This is a genomic window from Nocardia arthritidis NBRC 100137, from assembly GCF_001612765.1.
Lineage (GTDB): Bacteria > Actinomycetota > Actinomycetes > Mycobacteriales > Mycobacteriaceae > Nocardia > Nocardia arthritidis.
Genome location: NZ_BDBB01000030.1, coordinates 90,428 through 108,961, shown reverse-complemented (window position 1 = coordinate 108,961; position 18,534 = coordinate 90,428). Strand labels below are relative to the sequence as shown.

The 18,534-nt window shown below is 67.4% G+C and carries 13 protein-coding genes; 9 read left to right on the top strand and 4 right to left on the bottom strand.

Annotation, left to right across the window (positions count from 1 at the left end; genetic code table 11):
- Positions 1–346: FHA domain-containing protein (locus NA8_RS21645; protein WP_157106824.1), on the bottom strand; the 346-nt coding region annotated here is incomplete at its 3' end.
- 106 nt (positions 347–452) lie between these two features.
- On the opposite strand from NA8_RS21645, the gene NA8_RS21640 reads away from it, so the two are divergent.
- The gene (locus tag NA8_RS21640) at positions 453–1,898 is read left to right on the top strand and encodes a neutral zinc metallopeptidase (RefSeq protein ID WP_063052172.1); all 1,446 of its coding nucleotides are present in this window, start codon (positions 453–455) and stop codon (positions 1,896–1,898) included.
- A gap of 7 nt (positions 1,899–1,905) precedes the next feature.
- Here the strand turns inward: NA8_RS21640 and NA8_RS21635 are convergent, their stop codons facing one another.
- Entirely contained in the window at positions 1,906–3,255 is a 1,350-nt protein-coding gene (locus tag NA8_RS21635) for an FHA domain-containing protein (RefSeq protein ID WP_063052171.1), read from the bottom strand.
- Between the two features lie 155 nt (positions 3,256–3,410).
- Between NA8_RS21635 and NA8_RS21630 the strand changes: the two genes are divergently transcribed.
- From NA8_RS21630 to NA8_RS21605, 6 genes are all read left to right on the top strand, one after another.
- Positions 3,411–4,616 (top strand): DUF7373 family lipoprotein, encoded by a 1,206-nt coding sequence (locus NA8_RS21630; protein WP_063052170.1) that lies wholly within the window; start codon positions 3,411–3,413, stop codon positions 4,614–4,616.
- 112 nt (positions 4,617–4,728) lie between these two features.
- On the top strand, positions 4,729–5,928 hold the full coding sequence (locus NA8_RS21625) for a DUF7373 family lipoprotein (RefSeq protein ID WP_245663938.1): 1,200 nt from the start codon (positions 4,729–4,731) through the stop codon (positions 5,926–5,928).
- The gene (locus NA8_RS21620; protein ID WP_063052168.1) at positions 5,925–7,154 is read left to right on the top strand and encodes a DUF7373 family lipoprotein; all 1,230 of its coding nucleotides are present in this window, start codon (positions 5,925–5,927) and stop codon (positions 7,152–7,154) included. Before NA8_RS21625 ends, NA8_RS21620 begins: the two co-directional genes overlap by 4 nt.
- Positions 7,155–7,236: 82 nt before the next feature.
- A complete protein-coding gene (locus tag NA8_RS21615; RefSeq protein ID WP_063052179.1) occupies positions 7,237–8,766 on the top strand; it encodes a serine/threonine-protein kinase in 1,530 nt (509 codons plus the stop codon).
- 409 nt (positions 8,767–9,175) lie between these two features.
- On the top strand, positions 9,176–9,493 hold the full coding sequence (locus tag NA8_RS21610; protein WP_039795679.1) for a WXG100 family type VII secretion target: 318 nt from the start codon (positions 9,176–9,178) through the stop codon (positions 9,491–9,493).
- A 36-nt stretch (positions 9,494–9,529) separates the two neighbouring features.
- A complete protein-coding gene (locus tag NA8_RS21605) occupies positions 9,530–9,832 on the top strand; it encodes a WXG100 family type VII secretion target (protein ID WP_062973176.1) in 303 nt (100 codons plus the stop codon).
- Between the two features lie 96 nt (positions 9,833–9,928).
- Here the strand turns inward: NA8_RS21605 and NA8_RS21600 are convergent, their stop codons facing one another.
- Both NA8_RS21600 and eccCa read right to left on the bottom strand, forming a co-directional pair.
- Entirely contained in the window at positions 9,929–11,365 is a 1,437-nt protein-coding gene (locus NA8_RS21600; protein WP_157106823.1) for a type VII secretion-associated protein, read from the bottom strand.
- Positions 11,365–15,396 (bottom strand): type VII secretion protein EccCa, encoded by a 4,032-nt coding sequence (gene eccCa, locus NA8_RS21595; RefSeq protein ID WP_063052166.1) that lies wholly within the window; start codon positions 15,394–15,396, stop codon positions 11,365–11,367. The genes NA8_RS21600 and eccCa overlap by 1 nt, the downstream gene beginning before the upstream one ends.
- Before the next feature lie 170 nt (positions 15,397–15,566).
- On the opposite strand from eccCa, the gene eccD reads away from it, so the two are divergent.
- Together eccD and mycP are read left to right on the top strand one after the other, a co-directional pair.
- A complete protein-coding gene (gene eccD, locus NA8_RS21590) occupies positions 15,567–17,033 on the top strand; it encodes a type VII secretion integral membrane protein EccD (protein WP_063052165.1) in 1,467 nt (488 codons plus the stop codon).
- A 10-nt stretch (positions 17,034–17,043) separates the two neighbouring features.
- The gene (gene mycP, locus NA8_RS21585; protein ID WP_084466974.1) at positions 17,044–18,519 is read left to right on the top strand and encodes a type VII secretion-associated serine protease mycosin; all 1,476 of its coding nucleotides are present in this window, start codon (positions 17,044–17,046) and stop codon (positions 18,517–18,519) included.
- Positions 18,520–18,534: the final 15 nt, after the last annotated feature.

Below are 18,534 nucleotides of genomic sequence, written 5' to 3'. Positions count from 1 at the left end.
GCGGGCGCGCCGAGGGCCGTTGCGGTGGTTGCGGGTTCGCCGGCAGCAGGTGCAACAGCGGGCCGCTGATCGCGTCACCGAGCCTGACCTGGGTGGGGCGGTCGATCGACACGGGCTGGGTCAACCTGCGCGCGTCCACGAACACCCCGTTGGTGCTCTTGTTGTCGGTCAACACCCAGGCGCTGCCCTGCCAGGCCAGCGTCGCGTGCACACGCGAAACGAGCGGGCTGTCGACGAACAGCGTCACCTCCGGCGCACGGCCCATCGTGACCTGCTGGCTCGAATCGAATACTCGTTCGTTTCCATCATGGCGCACGGTGATGGTCTGCGCCCCCGGTGAAGACATGCAGCGGATACTATTCCATCACCCGGACATCGGCGGTGCCCCCGATGCGCCAATTGCCCCGATCCGGCGACCGATGTGAACGTATAGCGGCCGACGAGGGGGAGCCTTGCCGAGAGTCCGTGCGACCGTGCTTGTTGCGGCGCTGCTCAGTATTCTGGCGCTGGTCGGGGGCTGTGTCCGAGTGGTCGACGGCCGGGCCGTCTCCATCTACGATGACCCGTTCAAGGTCGCCGGACTGCCCACCACGAGCGGCCCGAGCGGCCCGCGCACCGGCGTCCCGGACAGCACGCTCACCGCGACGAACGGTGACGGCGGGTCCATGGATGAGCTGGCGCTCAACGCCATCGATGACATCCAGACCTTTTGGCGCGGCGAGTTCGGCAAGGAGTTCCAGGGCGAGTTCAAGCCGGTGGACAAGCTGCTGTCCTGGAGCGCGAAGTCCGGGCGCAGCGAGGCGGTCGAGTTCTGCAAGGAGACCACCTACCGCTTGGTGAACGCCGCCTACTGCCGCCTGGACAATTCCATCGGCTGGGATCGGTCGGTGCTGCTTCCCACCATGGAGGAGGCCTTCGGGAAGATGTCCGTGGTGATGGTGCTCGCGCACGAGTACGGGCACGCGGTGCAAACCATGGCCAAGATCGTCGGCCCGAAGGACCCGGTGATCGTGAAGGAGCAGCAGGCGGACTGCTTCGCGGGCGCGTTCATGCGGCACGTCGCCGAAGGCAAGTCCAGGCATTTCACGATCAACACCTCCGACGGCCTCAACTCGGTGCTCGCGGCCACCGTCGCCATCCGCGACTCCGACCCCGACGATCCGGAGAGCGTGCACGGCTCGGCCTTCGAACGCGTCACCGCGGTGCAGATCGGTTTCACCGACGGCCCAAAGGGATGCAAGGGCATCGATCAGGACGAGATCGACCAGCGCCGCGCGAATCTGCCGCAGAGTTTCAGCGACGACCAAGGGCATGGTGAGTTCCCGATCACGAAGGAGACGCTGATCGAACTCACCAAGGCGCTCGAAGCCATTCTGCCGATCGACGAGGAGCCGACCTACGACTACTCCCGGGCCGAGATCGACTGCCGCGACGGTGTGGTCACCGAACCGGTGTCGTATTGCCCGGCGAAGAACACGATCGCCACCGACATTCCCGGCCTCGCCGAGCGGGGGACGTCGAATTCCGGTGAAGACGACCCCCTACCGCTCAAGGTGAGCGGCGACTACAACGGCTACGTCGTATTCATCTCCCGCTACACCCTGGCCGTCCAGCAGAGTCGCGGCGAGAGCCTGGTCGGCGCCAAGACCGGGCTGCGCGCGGCCTGCCTGTCCGGAGTGGTCACCGGCAAGCTCGCCGAATCCGGGCGGCCGATCAGTCAGGGTGACATCAAGCTCGCCACCGGTGATCTGGACGAGGCGGTCTCGGGTCTGCTCACCGACGGCCTTGCCGCGAGCGACGCCCAAGGCAGAACCGTGCCCAGTGGTTTCTCGCGCGTCGAGGCGTTCCGGGCGGGAGTCCTGAACGGCGAGAGCGTCTGCGCCGCGCGCTATTCGTAGCGTGGGCTCAGCGGCCGAACGGCGGCGGCGCGGCGAGTTCGAAGCGCAGCACGCGGTTGCCGAGCATGATCTCGGTGCCCGGTACGAGCACCATGGACTGGTGCGGCGCCAAGTGCACCCAATCGCGGTAGCCCGGCAGGCGGGTGCGGGTGCCGTTGGTCGAACCACAGTCCACCACCGTGACATCCCAGTTCACCAGGCGGATTTCGGCGTGGGCCCTGGACATGCCGCCGGAGGCGTCATCGACGCGCAGCGGCACGAGTCCGCTCTCCGCGGCCGGGGACCGCTCCGGATCGCGACCGACTACCGCGTCCGCGGCGAGCATGTAGGTCATCCCGTCGTCGAGGATCAGCATGCCCAGCGGCGGGCGGACCACTTCGATCAGTGCCTGGGTCTGATCGACCGGCATCCCGCAGACCGTGCAGAACGCCGCCCGCGGATCGCTGGGATGCGCACGCGCGCATTTGAACCCCATCACCTTGACGGTCAGCACGGTGGCCTTCGCGGTCGCCTCCAGCCTGCGCTGTAGTTCCGGGTCGGGTCGCGGTGCGGGATTGGTGCCGCCCACCTGGGTGGGTGCGTGGTGGGGATCGATCGGGGTCTGCTCGGTCTCCGCGTCGAGCATCGCGGTCGACGGCGCGGTCGGATACCGCGGGCGCCCGGCCACGGGCTGCGGTTGCGGCTCGGGCGGCTCCCGCCGTCCGGTTTCGACGGGCGGCTCGTGTTCCACGCGCGCCGTCGGCAGCGACGGTGTCTCCGGGCGGGGATGCGTGCCCGCTGATCGGGACTCGCTGCCGTTACCGGATACCCGCGCGCGGGGGCCCTCCGACCAGACGATCGCGCCACCCGCCTGGGCGATGCCCTCGACCAGCATGCCGATGCCACGCTCGGGCGGCAGGTCCGGAATGCGGCCCTTCCCGTCGTCGACGAACAGGGCCACGGCCCGCGCCGGGACCGCCGCGACCCGATCCACAGTGAAGGCCGCGTCGCTGCCGCGATATCGCTCGAGCACGCCGTCGCCGGCCAGCACGGCGGTGATCGCGCCGTGCAGGAAGATCGCCACGCCCCCGTTCTCGGCGGCGGAGAGGATGCCGAAGTCGATCGGCTCACCCGGGCTGATCTGCTCGGCGTGTTTCATCAGCCAGCGCGTCGCCTGCCGCGCCACCAGGGCACCGGGGCCGCCCGGCTCCCGATCGGTAGCGTCGCGCACCAGTTCGGCCAGTGACTCGAGGGCGACGACGGCGGGCGAGTCCTGGGTCGGCCTGCCCGGCTTGCGGTGCGCGACCACGACCACCGCGCCCGCGACCCGGGCCACGGCGTGGCTGCCTACGACGACCTCGACCTGCCGATCCTTCACCGGTATCGGCCTCCGCCGGAGGTGTGGTTCGGGGTCGTCGTCACACCGACAAGGGTACCGATAAAGGGTATTGCGATACGAAGGCCATCGGTCCCCGTCCCCGGCGTCTGTCGGGTAACTTCAGTGTCAGCAACGGGAGGAACGAGGGGCCTGAGATGGTTCGGACGCAACGCATCGCGCTCACCGCGTCATGTCTGGCACTGGCAGGGATGCTGGCCGGTTGCTCTGGCGTGCAGGGGACGCCGACCGCGGGCGAGATCGACGTACGCACGCTGGAAGTCGGCACCTATCCCGTCGACAAGCACGAGTACAGCCAGGATGCGGGCGGCAAAGGCGCACTGCTGGAGGGCATGCGGATGTCGGACGCCGTGGTCCCCACCGTGCGCATCGACCCCGTGCTGAAGTTCGGTCGCGGCAGCACCGTCGTCGCGGATGTCGAGCAGGCATTGGGCTTCGTGGCCAAGGTGTCCAGGCCGGTCTTCGACAACCGCAAACTGGTCGTCGGATACGCGGCCAGCGGCGCCGACCGCCCCGATCCGGCAGGCCAGACCAATCCGGCGCCGGAAGCCACCGCGGTCACCGACGCCCTGTTCCGTTTTCCCGACGAGGCCGCCGCCGAACTCGCCGCCCGCGAACTCGAGGATGTCGACATCGCCGTCTCGCCGGACAACCGCAAACTGACGTCGTCGAAGTATGCCGACGCCTACATCCACTGGCGGCCGGGCGTCCCGAACGTCGGTGCCTTCATGGCGCACAAGGAATTCGTCATCTCGTTGTTCATCCAGCGTCCCGTTGCGGATGGCGACGACCTGGTGAAGTGGGTCGACAAAACGCTGGCCGCCCAGGTCGCGCAACTGGACAAGTTCACCGCGACGCCGGTGAGCAAACTCGGCACCCTGAAGGCCGACCCGGACGACCTGCTCGCCCGCGTCGCGGTCGCCGACCGCAAGAACCGCGCGCCCGACCCGGCGACCTTCGCCGTGTACGGCGGATACCACACGGTGCACCGCGCCGACGACGAGTCGGTACACCTGCGCCTGATCGAGGACGCGGGCGTGGACCACATCGGCCTCGTCGACGACAGCTACGTCGCCCGCACCCGCGACGCGGCCGCGGCCCAGAAGCTGGTCACCGGCCTGCTGGAAAGCGAAGGCGCGCACTACGACACCCTCGGCGCTCCCAAGGACGTCCCCGGTGCCAAGTGTTTACAGCTCAACAGCAAGGGCGACCCGGACCGGGAGTACAAGTACCGCTGCTACGTCGCGTACAAGCGGTACGTCGGAGTCGTCACCAGTGATAAGGAACCGGACGTACGACAGAAGGTCGCCGCGGAGTACGCGCTGTTGGCGAACAGTTTCTGAGATGAGCAGCGGTAGGCGCCCGGCGCCTTCGCGATCCCGGGCCACGGGTCGGCCCACGTAGGATCCGGCGCAACTACCGCAGTCAGGGGAGGGAAGAGTGCAGCACGGCGCTATGTCCAGACCGATTCGAACCGCCTGTGCCCTGGTGCTGGCCGGCGCCGTCGCCTTGGGCGGCGGCGCGTGCGACGGCTCCGAGGCCGCGACGGAGCGGCCCGCGCAGCCCGTCGATCTGGCTCAGCTCGACGTGGGCAATTACCCGACGACGCCGCGTGCGCTCGCTACGGCGAAGAATCCCGAGCAGGCGCGCATGATCGAGGCGGAGCGGCTGGCGAACTTCATCCCGCTGTCGTCGGATATCGACCCGGCGTTCGTCTCCGCGAATCCGTCCATCGCCAAGGTGTTCATCGATCCGAAGGGTTCACTCGGCCGCATCATGGAAGTATCCCGCTTCGCGGAGGCCGCACCGGATTTCGTGGCCGGGTTCCTCAGCAGCGCGGGCAGCGCGCCGGACAACCGGGGCATCGACCTGGTCAACGCCGTGCTGATCTTCCCGGACGAGCAGAAGGCGGCGGCCGCAGCAGCGGCTTTGGAGCGCGTCGACTTCGAGGCGAACAACCGGAACACGCCGGTGCAGATCCCGAAGTACCCCGCCGCGCACGCCCATTGGCAGCCGCAGGAACAGTCGATCGGGTCGTGGTTCGCCACCGGCAAATTCGTCGTCTACACCTGGGTCTTCGACTACATGAAGATCTTCCTGGAGAAGGTCGACCTCCCGCCGCTGCTCACCCTGGTCGAGAAGAGCCTCGACACCGTCGTCCCGGCGATCGGCCGGTTCACTCCGACCCCCGTCGATCAGCTGATGACAGCGCCGATCGATATGGACGGCATGCTCAACCGGGCTCTGCCGCGACCCCGGGAAGACTCCTGGATCGACCCGCCGGGCGCGTACACCGGCGCAGGCGCCCTGCACTTCACCACCGATTCCGCCGAGGACCGCAGGATCATCGAAGCCGCGGGGGTCGATCGGTACGCCACCGACGGGACCGATCTGTTCCGCACGCGCGACGCCGACGCCGCCGTCCAGTTGCGCGAGCAGCGCGGCGGGCTGTCGAAGAAATTCCGCGCCGCCGAGTCGCCGAAAGGCCTGCCCGCCGCGCACTGCAAGGAATACATCGGCAACAAGACGGTGGTCGTCCGGTTCTACTGCTCGGTGGCCTACGACCGCTACACGGCGTTCGCGTGGTCGCATCAGCTGCTCGATGCGCAACAACGCATCTCCGCCCAGTACGCATTGTTGGTGAATGCCGCATGACGAAATTCCGCACCGCCGTCGCCGCGCTCGCGTGCACGGTGGCCGCCGCGATCCTCACCGGCTGTGGTTCGACGATGGCGGGGACCGCGCAGCCGGGTGAGATCGACATTCGCAATCTCGACACCGGCAACTACCCCACCGAGCCGCCGAACGCGCACGACGACGACTACCAGCCGCTGTTCATCGACATGAACAAGGTCGCCGCGATGCGGCTGGCCGACCACGTCGCGTCGGCCTACGACATCGACCCCAGGATGAAGTACAGCTGGACGCCCTCCAGCATCAGCAAAGGGACGCTCCCCGGCGAACTCGGGAACCCGGTAGACCTGAAGCCGATCGCGGAACGCAACCGGATGATGTTCGGGTTCCACACCAACGGCTCGGATCAGAACATCAGCCTGATCGCGTCGGGGTGGCCGACCAAGCCCCGGCCCAATTCCACGACGGTCGCCACGATCGTCATGCAGTTCCCCGACCCGGAGCGCGCCCGGCAGGCCGCGACCGAATTCTACGACGCCGATTTCGGCGCCTACCGCGAGCAGAACGAGCCGGTCACGCTGCCACGGCAGCCACAGGCGCGAGCGCACTGGCGTCCCGGCTCGCCTTTCCTGCGCACGATGCTCGCGCACGGTTCCTATGTAGTGGCGTTCCTCCTTTCGGCGAACGCTCCCGACCGCGCCGCCCTCGTCGCGCTGGCGGAGAAGGCGTACGACGTTCAGCTGCCCCTGCTCGACCAGCTCCCGGCGCTGACCGAAGAAGAGATGCTGCGGTTGCCCTGGGATCCCGACCATCTGCTGAGCCGTACCCTGAATCCGGCCGAGGTCCAGTCTCCGAGCTACGACGATTCGAACGCGCTGTTCGGTCTGCGCGGAATCATGCATTACACCGAAGACCTCGATTACGCGAAACAACGTTTCACAGCGATGGGCGCCGAGAAATTCGCGGCCAACGGCGACACATTGGTGATCCGAACCGCTGATGCGGAGACGGCGCGGCGGGTCGTCACGGAACGTATCACGCCCACGGTGGTTGCCCGTCCGGCCGATCCGCCGCAGCGTCTGCCCGATTCGGCATGTGTGGAGAACCGGTCCGGACTTTTCGACGACCGGCGATTCACCTGCGTCGTCGCGTACAAAGAATACGTCGGATTCGTCGCGGCCAATCAACTGCTGGACGCTCAGCAGCGCGCTGCCGCACAATATTCCGTTTTCGCGAACAGCCGATAATGCCGCATTTTCGTCGCACATCGGGTCGAGTATGCTGCGGGGCGAACGCCAGCGGCCCGCGTGGAGTCAGGAGATCGTGAAGATGCCGATGAGCCCCGGGACCATCGTCGGCGGGTACCGCATCCTGCGGGTGCTCGGCGCGGGCGGCATGGGCACGGTGTATCTGGCCAAACATCCCAGCCTGCCCAGAACCGACGCGCTGAAGGTGCTCAGCGGCGAACTCAGCCGCGACTACGAGTTCCGCACCCGTTTCGAACGCGAAGCCAATCTCGCCGCCGGGCTCGACCATCCGAACATCGTCTCGGTCTACAACCGCGGTGAGGAACACGGCCAGTTGTGGATCGCCATGCAATACGTCGACGGCACCGATGCCGCCGCCGAACTGGCCCGTGATCCGCACGCGATGAATCCGCTACGCGCCCTGCGTATTACGACCGAGGTCGGTAAAGGACTCGATTACGCGCACCGCAAGGGCCTGCTGCACCGTGACGTCAAACCGGCGAATTTCCTGCTCTCCTCCCCCGCCGACGATGAAGAAGAACGCGTCCTGCTCACGGATTTCGGCGTCGCCAAATCCAATGACGACACCACCGAACTCACCCAGACCGGCAGTTTCGTCGCCACCATCGCCTACGCCCCACCCGAGCAGCTCACCGGCAGCCCGCTCGACCACCGCGCCGATGTCTACAGCCTCGCGTGCTCGTTCTTCAAACTGCTCACCGGACGTAACCCCTACCCGGGAACGCAACCCGCGCTGGTGATGATGGGCCATCTCCACGAGCCCCCGCCGCTGGTCACCGCGGTCAGCCCCGGCCTTCCGCAGGCCATCGACCACGTCTTCGCCCGAGCAATGGCGAAGAACCCGGCCGAACGATTCCCCAGCTGCCGCGAATTCACCGACGCCGCCGCGAGCGCTCTCACTCCCGGCTACAACCCCGTCGCAACCAACACTTCCCCCACTTATCCGGTCCAGGTCTTCGATCCGCGGCCGGGGACCGATCCCCGAGTCGCCGTCTCCGGTCAGGTGACCGCTGCGCCCCCGCGCAAGAACTGGCTGCTCGCCGCGGCCGCCGGCATCGTGGCCGTCGCCCTCGCCGCGGGAATCGGCATCTGGGCGCTGAACCGGGACGAGTCCGGCCCCGTGTCCGCGGCCGCCACGCCGAGCAGCACGGCCGCCCTGGCGCCGCTGGACCGGGCGCGGGCGGACAATCCGGTGTTCCGGGGCAAGACGATCACGATGGTGGACGTGCCACGCGGCTCGCAGGTCTCGATCTTCCTGGGTGGCACCCCGCAGACGAAATTCCTGGAGGATCTCGGATTCGTCTACAACCTCAACTACGCACGTCAGGGCGACGAGGCATCGCCTCGGGAACTGACCGGCTCCACCAGGCTGGAGGCCGCGGCGGACGGCTACGTGCTGGCCGTGCGCAGCGACGAAAAGGCCGGTGGCGGTGGACTGCTCGGTCTGCCCTACCAAGTGGCGGGCACGCGCGCCACGGTGATTCCGCTGGACGATCCCGCGGCCGTCGCCGCCGTCCGCAATTGGAGCGAATCCTCCGAACAGACCCTGCTCGACCGTCTGGTACCGGTGCTGCGCAATCGCGTGAAGTGATTCGGCCACCTTCGCTGAAGCGAAGGCTTCGTGAGCTTTTCGAATTCCGCGGCCACTGGTTTTCGCCATTCTGCTGGTAGCGGCGAACTTAGGCGTTCGGTAAGGTGTACCGCAGCCAGCCCACTCGCCGATCATTACAGCAGCGAGCAGGGGGAAGGAGGGGAGCCGAGCGCTGGCGTTACAAGTCATGCGGACCCGGATTGCGTCGTGGTCTTCCGAGCAGGCCCGTACGCGGCCGCCGAAATCACGGACGAGCCGGGCCGAAGGGCGCAGGGCCCTGATCCCGTGGGGTGATGCCGAACTTTCTCGAGTCGGAGGGAACCGATCAGAGCCACACCGCGTCCAACCAGATGTACAGGCCAACTGAGGCTTCCGCCGTTGGCCGAGACGGGAACCGAAAGGAGCCGAAATGGCAGGACAGCTCGAAGCGAGTGAAGAGGCGATCTCGAAGTTTGTGGACAACTGCCGGCAGCGGCACCAGGATCTGCAGACCGCGATCACCGCACTGAACAGCAAGTCGGATCAGACCACCGCCACCTGGAGCGGTGCGGCGCGTCAGGCGTTCGACACCTTCATGGACAGCTACTTCGCCCAGGCGCGGAAGCTGAACGACCAGCTGGATCAGACGTCGGACAAGCTCGCCCACGCTGGACGGAAGTTCGCCGATCAGGACCAGCAGTTCGCCCAGCAGGTGGCCGCGCAGGCCTCCAGCCTGGACCTTCCCTGATCCGATAGCCGTACCACAGACAACAAGGAGCTCCACATGGTAGCGAACGATCCCGGTCGGATTGCCTCCAACTTCGGCGAGGTCGAGGCGGGCGCCCAGGCCATCGTGGCCGAGGCGCGCAGCGTCATGACCATGCTCGAGGATTTCCACAAGCAGGTCACCGACTTCGTGACGAACTACTGGAAGGGCGACGCGAACGACGCGTTCGCCTCGCTGCAGGCCCAGTGGAACACACAGGTCACGCAGCTCAACACCACGCTGGAAAGCGCGGGCAAGATGGTCAGCAGCGGAAACTCCGACCTGCAGGGCACCGACACCGCGCTGGCGGGCCTCTTCTGAGATCCCGTCTCGGCTGATTCGAGCCCCCGGTACCTCGGTATCGGGGGCTCGAATCATTTTGCACTGAGCAATATTCGATTACACACGGCGCGCAGGTCACGGGACGACGCGGACGGTGTCTCCGAAATGCGAGCACGGGGCCTCCAGTTGCCCCCACTCGTCGCCCGCGTACTGGCAGCCGACGCTGACCTGAATGCCGAACTCCAGCAGGACATGCCAGTGAACGGTTGATCCGTCTCCCGGATGTTCCAGGTACGCCAAGCCGGAACGGCCACCGAACATGACGTCGCGCTGCAAGTCGGTCAGTACCCCCGGCGGCCGCTGGGCCATCTGTGTCTCCAGCTTCGCCGCGACCTGCGCATAACTGGACGACGCCGTCAGCGGTGCCTGCATCACCGTGATTCGCTGCCGAGCACCGGCTTCGGGTACCAGATCGAGACGAGCACGCCCGGTATCGGGCGACTGAGCGACGCGCCAGCCGGGCGGGACGCGGAACCGAAGGCGGCCGAACGCTTCCGGTGGCGCCTCATCCGGTGGGCCGACCGACGGCGGCGCGGCGGTCGGCGATACCACTCCCGTTCCGTGCGCCGCTGCCGTCTCCGCACCTCGGCGAACGGACAAGATAACGGCGCCGGCGACTATCAGAGCGACGACCGCCAATGCCGCGACCGCGACGACCGCGAAACGCGCTGTGCTGTGTCGAGGCTGCTGGGCAGCGGCGCGTTCCCGGAGTGATTGCATCCATTCGGTGGGCGCGGTCGACGCCTCGTGTCGGTCGTTCGGCTCGACTCGACGGCCCTGGACGAGATCGGCACCGGCGACGGTGCGTAGCTCGACGCCCGTGCCCGCGGTTTGATCGATCGCGGCACGCAGCAGGGCGAGTTTCGAGGGGTCCGCGACAGCGACCACTTGCACGAGATCGATCGATCCGCTGTCCAGCAGCCGAGCGATCAGGCCGCACAGACCGGTGTATCCCGCTGAGTCCGAGCAGATTTCGGACAACGCGAGGGTCGGCTCGTATTCACAGGATTCGAGATGCACGCCGCGATGGCTGCGGATGACCGCTGAGGCCGTGGTGGCCAGCGTTCCGAATTCCAGTACCAGGGTTCGCCTGCTATGGCTGGTGCCCTCGTCGGACGCGACCGAACGCACCGCGATGTCCTCGAACACGACGTCCGTGGCGTAGCGGCGCGCCGCCTGGTCGAGCACGCCGCGACGGCCGGCGCCCCATTCGGTCGGGCAGATCAATGTCATCCGGGCACACGGGGCTGCGACACGCAGATTCTCGAGCAGACCCGCGAAGACAGCGCCCATCGCGTCCACCACCGAAGGCGTGCGTGGCGGCAGGGCGATGGCGTCGGCGGACACGAAATGGATCACCGAACCGACTTGGGTGGGCGGCGTCAGCGACTGCCCCACCACGAGGTCGAAATCGTTGCTGCCCAGAACGACCGACGGCGGCATGTCCCAGTGCGTGTCGGCGCCGCGCGCCCAGATACGCGCTTCCGTGACGACGAGCTCGACCTCGGACATCAGGGCGACGGCATCCACGCCGTCTGCACCAGGCCCTCCATATTCCGGGTGACATAGGTGCCTCGACCCGGCGGCATCGGACTCGGCCGCTTGGTGCCCATCAGGACGCCTTCATCCTTGCTGCAGCTCAGAATCAGGCCCGCCGAGCCCAGGTCCCGCATCCTGGCCAGCGTCGCCTCGAACATCGCCCGGCTCGCACCACCAGAACGGCGGGCGATGATCACGTGGAAGCCGAGGTCCCTGGCATGGGGCAAGTGCTCGAGCAGCGCCTGTACCGGGTTGCCCGCGGAGGTGGCGACCAAGTCGTAATCGTCGATGATGACGTACAGTTCCGGACCGCTCCACCACGAGCGATCCCGCAACTGCTGCGGCGTGACATCCGAGCCAGGAGTGCGCTTGCTGACATAGGCCGCCAGGTCGTTCATGTTCTGGGTGAACTGCGGCGCCGTGGAACCATAGCCCGCGAGGTACCCCTCCGGAACGAGCCCGAGCATGCTGCGCCGGTAGTCGCCGAGAATGAAGCGGGCCTTGTCGGGGGTGTTGGATGCGGCGATGCCCTCGATCAGCGAGCGCAACAGCGTCGTCTTCCCCGATTCGGTGTCACCGATGATGATGAAGTGCGGGCTCTCCGCGAAGTCGATGTACACCGGTGCCAGCTCGGATTCGTTGATACCGAACGGGATTCGCAGGCACTTCGCGTTCGGGTCGACCTGCGAGGGCCAATCGCCGGCCAGGTACAGCAGCTGTTCGCGCGGAAGCTGTTCGGGCAGCATGCGCACCTGCGGGGCATGACGGCCCGGTGTCAGCCTGGCGATGGTGGCGACCGCGTCCGCGACGGCCTGGGTGAGGTTGGTCGGGTCGGGGGTGCCGTCGATGCGGGGCAGGCCGGTCAGCATGTGCAGGCACTCGGGGGTCATACCGCGGCCCGGCCGCCCTTGCGGGACCAGCGAGGCGAACTTGCGACCCAGATCGGAGTCCATCGGATCACCGAGGCGCAGCTCGATCCTGGTGCCGATCTGGTCCTTCAGCGCGGGCCGCGCCTCCGCCCAGCGGTTCAGCGCGATGACCACGTGCACGCCGTAGGACAGACCCTGCACGGCGAGGTTCATGATGGTCTGCTCGAGCATCTCGAAGTCCTGGCGGATCGAGCTGAAGCCGTCGATCACCAGGAACACGTCGCCGAACGGATCCTCGTGCGCGCCCGCGGCGCCCGGACTACTGGCCGGATCCATCGCGCGCAGTCTGCGGAAGTCCGTCATCGATTCGATGCCGAGTTGCCGGAAGCGCGCCTCGCGCTGCCGGACGATGGTGGTCATCTCCGCGATGGTGCGCCGGACCTGGTCCTCGTCCAATCGGCTGGCGACCGAGCCGACGTGCGGCAAACCTTGCAGGCTCGACATGGTGCCGCCGCCGAAGTCGAGGCAGTAGAACTGCACCTGCTCGGCGGTGTGCGTCAACGACATCGCCATGATGAGGGTGCGCAGCGCCGTCGATTTACCGGACTGCGGACCGCCGACGATGGCGACATTGCCGCGGGCGCCGGACAGGTCGATGACCATCGGGTCGCGGCGCTGGTCGTAGGGCCGGTCGACGATGCCGATCGGGGCACGCAGCGTGGACACCGCGGAGTATTCGCCGGTGAGGATGGAGCGCGGGAGGAGCTGGTCGAGCGTCGGCGCCTCGTCCAGCGGCGGCAACCAGATCTCGTGCGCCGGGCGGCCGTGGCCGCGGATCCGGGAGACCAGCATGTTCAGGTTGGACAGCTGCTCGCCGTCCTCGTCCTGCTCCGGCTCGAGGCTCGGTTCGGGCGGCAGCGGCACGCGATCCGCCGCGCGGAAGTCGACATGGGTCGCGGTGAACGGCCTTGCCTTGACATCGATCTCGCCGGATTGCGTGGCCACGATCATGTCGCGCTGCGAGCCACCGCCGACGTACTGGCCGGAGACATACGAAGCCTGGAAGCGCTGGATCTCGCCGGAGTCCGCCTTCAGGTAGCCGCCACCGGGATTGTTCGGCAGGTTGTAGGCATCCGGCACACCGAGCACCTGGCGGGACTCGTTGGCGGAGAACGTCTTCAGGCCGATGCGGTAGGACAGGTGGGCCTCGAGGCCCTTGAGCTTGCCTTCTTCCAGGCGCTGCGAGGCGAGCAGCAGATGTACGTGCAGCGAGCGGCCGAGGCGGCCGATCATGACGAACAGCTCCGCGAAATCCGGGTGTTGGGTGAGCAGTTCGGAGAACTCGTCGAGCACCACGAACAGCGCGGGCAGCGGATCCAGGTCGGCGCCGGCCGCCCTGGCCTTCTCGTACTCGGAGACGTTGGCGAAGTTGCCCGCGGCCCGCAGCACTTCCTGGCGGCGGTTCATCTCACCGGCCAGGGCGTCCTTCATGCGGTCGACGAGGTCGGCCTCTTCCTCCAGGTTGGTGATGACGGCGGCGACGTGCGGAACACCCTCCAAGCCGAGGAACGTCGCGCCGCCTTTGAAGTCGACCAGCACCAGGTTCAACTGGTCGGGTGAGTGCGTGGCCAGCAGGCTGAGCACGAGGGTGCGCAGGAACTCCGACTTACCGGAACCGGTGGCGCCGATGCACAGACCGTGCGGGCCCATGCCGTTCTCGGCGGCCTCCTTGATGTCCAGCTCCACCGGAAGGCCGTCGGCGCCCACCCCGAACGGCACGCGCAGGCGTTCCCGTCCATAGCGCGGCCGCCACGCGTGTTCCGGGTTGAACGCGCCGATGTCGCCGAGGCCCATCAGCTGGCTCCAGGTCGAGATCACCTCGGAGTCGTCGGTTTCCACGTCGCTGCTGCGCTGCGTGGCCGCACGGTAGGGCGCGAGCCTGCGCGCCACCTGCTGCGCCTGCTCGGGGCTGATCCTGTCGATCAGTGCGAAGCGCTCCTGATTGCCGGTGGCGCCACGGCCGACGCACTCGCCGTTCTCGACGATCATCTTGATGCCGCGCGACACCGCCAAGCGCGGGGCGTAGCCGCACAGGTCGATGATGGTGACGCCCTCGTAGCCGGACTCGCGCAGCTGATCGTCCTCGGCCTCGAGCAGACCGCCGTCGACTACGCAGACGATATGCACCATGTTCGCGTTGGCGGGCTGGTTGCGCGAGTATCGGACCCGATTGCCGAGCAACGGATGCAACCCGGCCATGGCCTCCCGGATCGAGCCGTAGAACATGCGCTGGGTGCCGATGCCGTCCTGCGCGTCGGGATGCTGGGTGTGCGGGAGCCACTTGGTCCACTCCCACTCCGGCGCGGTGTCCGGTCCGCAGACGACCGCGACGAGCACTTGGTCAGGCGCCTGGAACATGCACAGCTGCACCAGCATCGCGCGGGTCATGTCGCGCGCCTGTGCCCGGTCGCCGTCCAGCGCGATGGTGGCGAAGCCCTTCACCGCGATGGCGGTCGGCAGGTCGGGCACGGTCGAATGGGCGCGCACGAAGCGGCGCAGCGAGACGGCGGCGATCGGCTCGAGTTCCTCGACCGGACCGGTCTCGGGGGCGACCAGCCTGGTGGCCAGGCGCTGCCCGCCGAGACCGATGCGGGCGTGGCAGAAGTCCTTGTCCCCCGCCCGTCGTTCCCACATGCGGCTGGTGCCTGCGAGCATCCAGACCAGTCCCGGCTCCGGGTGGCTCCATTCGACGGAAGCCCGCTGCTGCGCTGCGGTCTCGTCGACGTCCTTACGAACCTGGTCGAGGTATCGCAGGTAGTCCTTGCGATCCTCGTTCGCCTCGGCGGCCTTCTGCCCCTTGCCTCCGCCCTGACCGGCGAACATGCCGACCATCGAGAACATCATCATGAGCGGGAACATCATGCTCATCGGGTTGGAGGCGATACCGCCGCCCTGGGTGAACAACAACGCCATCATGCCGACCATGCCGATCACCATCACGACGGGCATGAGCTTCATGACGAGGTTTCCCGGTGTGACCCGGGGGATTTCGGGCGGGGGCTGCAGCGTGACCTCGCCACCGGGTGTTCGAGGCATCTCGCGGCGCGCACGGCGCTGGAAGCGGACAGTGCTCATCGACGAGATTCCCCCTTCGGCCAGCTGTGATCCGGCCTCAGTGTAGAGGTCACAGCCGACATGTCGTACAGTTCGACCAGCATTCTGCTGCCCGGACCGTGGGTTCGCAAGCTCGCCCCCGGCCTGCGGGGCCGCGGAATCACGAGGTAGAAGACCGAGTTGGGGGAAGCTTGACGCACGCGCGACTTGACCACATCGACGAAGAATCCTCGCGGGGGATCGTCCGCGCTCCCGATCTCGCCCGGGTGACGATTCTGGCCAAGCACACTCAGGTCGACATGGCCATACCGGTCGACGTGCCGGTCGCGCTGGTGATTCCGAGTGTGGTCGACATGGTCGCCCAGCACAGCCGCAGCAACGATTTCGACAACGAGGGCGAGCGTTACGAGCCCGCGGAATGGGTACTCGCCCGGATCGGCCATCCGCCGTTCTCGAACTCGCTCAGCCTCGGCGAGCACGGCGTCCGCGACGGCGAACTGCTGATGCTGGAAAGCGCCTCGCACACCGCGCCGACACCGCTGTTCGACGACATCATGTACAACGTCGCGATCGCCGACACCGACCACTACCGCAGCTGGACCCCGCGGATCGCGCGGATCACCGGCTCGGTGCTCGCGGCGGTCACCATGATGGTCGGCTGCCTGGGTCTGCTGCTGTCCCCCGGCTCGCTGCCGATCGGGGTGGGCGGCTCGATCGCGCTGGTGGTCGCGATTCTGCTCGTCGTGAGCGCGATGGTGTTGAGCAGGATGTACGGCGACACCGGTACCGCACTGGTGCTCGGCGGGTGCGCACTGCCCCCGGCGTTCAGCGCGGGCATGCTTTTCGTGCCGGACGATTACGGCTGGGCGCACATCCTGCTCGGATCGGTTCTCGCTTGGGCGACGGCGATCCTGGCCTGGCGGGTCATCGGCGTCGGTCTCGCGTTGTTCATCGGCGTGGCCACGCTCGCGACGTACGCGGCGCCCGCCGCGCTGGTCGGCCTGCTCACCGACCATCCGGAGCGCGCGATCGGCGCGGGCGCGGCGGCGCTCGGCCTCGGCGGGCTCTCCCTGGCGCCCCGGGTGTCCATGCTGCTGGCGAAACTGCCGCTGCCGCCGGTTCCTTCGCCGGGCACCCCCATCGATCCCACCGAGGACGACCCGGACGATCACCGCGCGCTGCCGACCATGGAGGCGCTGCGGCTGAAGTCGGAACACGCCCGCATGTACCTCGCGGGCCTGGTCGCGGCGACCACGCTGGTCACCGCCGCGGGCGCGCTCGCCGCCACCGACCCGTCCTCCGACGACCCGTACTGGCAGGGCATCGCGCTCGCACTGGTCTGCGCGGCGGTGCTGATGTTCCGCAGCCGCACCTACGCGGGCGCGGAGCAGGCCGTCGTGCTCATCGCCGGTGGCGCGGGCATCGTGCTGATCATGCTGGTGGGCGCCGGTTTCGCGATGCGCCAGCCGCTGGCCGTCTTCGGCGCGGCGATGGTGGTCCTGGTCGCGGCGCTGATCCTCGGCATCATCATTCCGAACCAGTCGGCCACCCCGCCGATGCGCCGTGGCGTCGAACTGCTGGAGTACACGTTCGTCGCCGCAGTGCTGCCGCTGGTCTTCTGGGTGACGGATCTCTACGCCCTCGTCCGCGGGCTGTGAGCTCGCGCCGATGAGTTCGAAACAGCGGCACGACAGTTGTTTCCGGGCGGTTCGGTTCGGGACGGCAGCATGCGTGCTGGCGCTCGGCGTCTCCGTCGGGCTCGGCGCACCCGCCGGAATCCCGCATGCACGGGCAGACAAGCCCACCGTGAGCCCGAATACGCCACCGCCGCCGGGTGAGCCGGCCGCTCCGCCGGACAAGACCGAGCGGGCGTCGAATACTCCATGCGTCAGTACCGGTTCCGGAGGCAACGGGCCATCGACGCCAGAGGCACAACGCGCCCTCGGCCTGGAGCACGCCTGGCGATTCTCCAAGGGCGCAGGCCAACTCGTGGCCGTTATCGACACCGGTGTCGCGCGTCATCCGCGCCTACCGGGATTGATCGCGGGCGGCGACTATGTGAGCAATAGTGACGGAACCGAGGACTGCGATGCGCATGGGACGTTGGTCGCGGGGCTGATAGCGGCGACGGAGGTCGACGGAGAGGGCTTCTCTGGAGTCGCCCCGGAGGCGCGAATCCTCACTATCCGCCAGACCAGCAAGCTCTACCAGAAAGAGGGCGCAAATCGGGACAAAGGGCCCGATGCGCTACCCCAGGGATACGGCACCACTCGCACCATGGCGTCGGCGATCCGTCGCGCGGCGGACATGGGAGCTACCGTGATCAATGTATCCGAAGTCGCGTGCAAGCCGACTTCTGAGCCTTTCGAAGATACCGATCTGGGTGCTGCGGTCCGGTATGCCGCGATCGAGAAGGACGTGGTCGTGGTGGTAGCAGCCGGCAACAGCGGCGAGAGCGCCGACGGTTGCAAGGGCTCCAACGCGGTCATCGATCCTCTCGATCCCGCTGGCGACCCATGGGGCAAGGTAGATCTGAACGTGTCGCCGGCGCGCTATGACGACTATGTGCTCACTGTGGGTTCGATCAACGGGAACGGGCAGCCGTCGACGTTCACAGTGCCTGGGCCATGGCTGGGTGTGGCGGCGCCCGGCGAGAACATCACTTCCCTGGATCCACTCTTCAATGATGCGAACAGCAAAGGAACCGCGGTCCAAATCGGTAGCGTGCAGCAATCAGGAAAGCTGGGGCCGATTCAGGGCACCAGCTTTGCCACCCCGTTGGTATCCGGCGTAGCCGCCCTGGTGCGAGCACGTTTTCCGGAGTTGAGCGCGCTAGAGGTCATCAAGCGCATCGAGGCCACCGCCCACGCCCCTGCGGAGGGATGGAACCCCTACGTCGGCTATGGCGCCGTCGATCCAGTACAGGCGTTGACCGCTGAGGTAGGCAGTGCATTGCCACCGAAGCGACCGTCCCCGGCCAGGGCTGTTCAGCTTCCGATACCAGCGCCGGCACCGCCGCCGAATCATCGCGCGCGCGACGTCGCGCTCATCGGGAGTGGAGCCATTGCAGCGCTGCTCGTCCTCGGAATGCTCGCGTCATTCCCCATCCGGCGTAGATTCGGCATCAGCAGGGACGATACGTAGCGGGCGGGGAGCGGT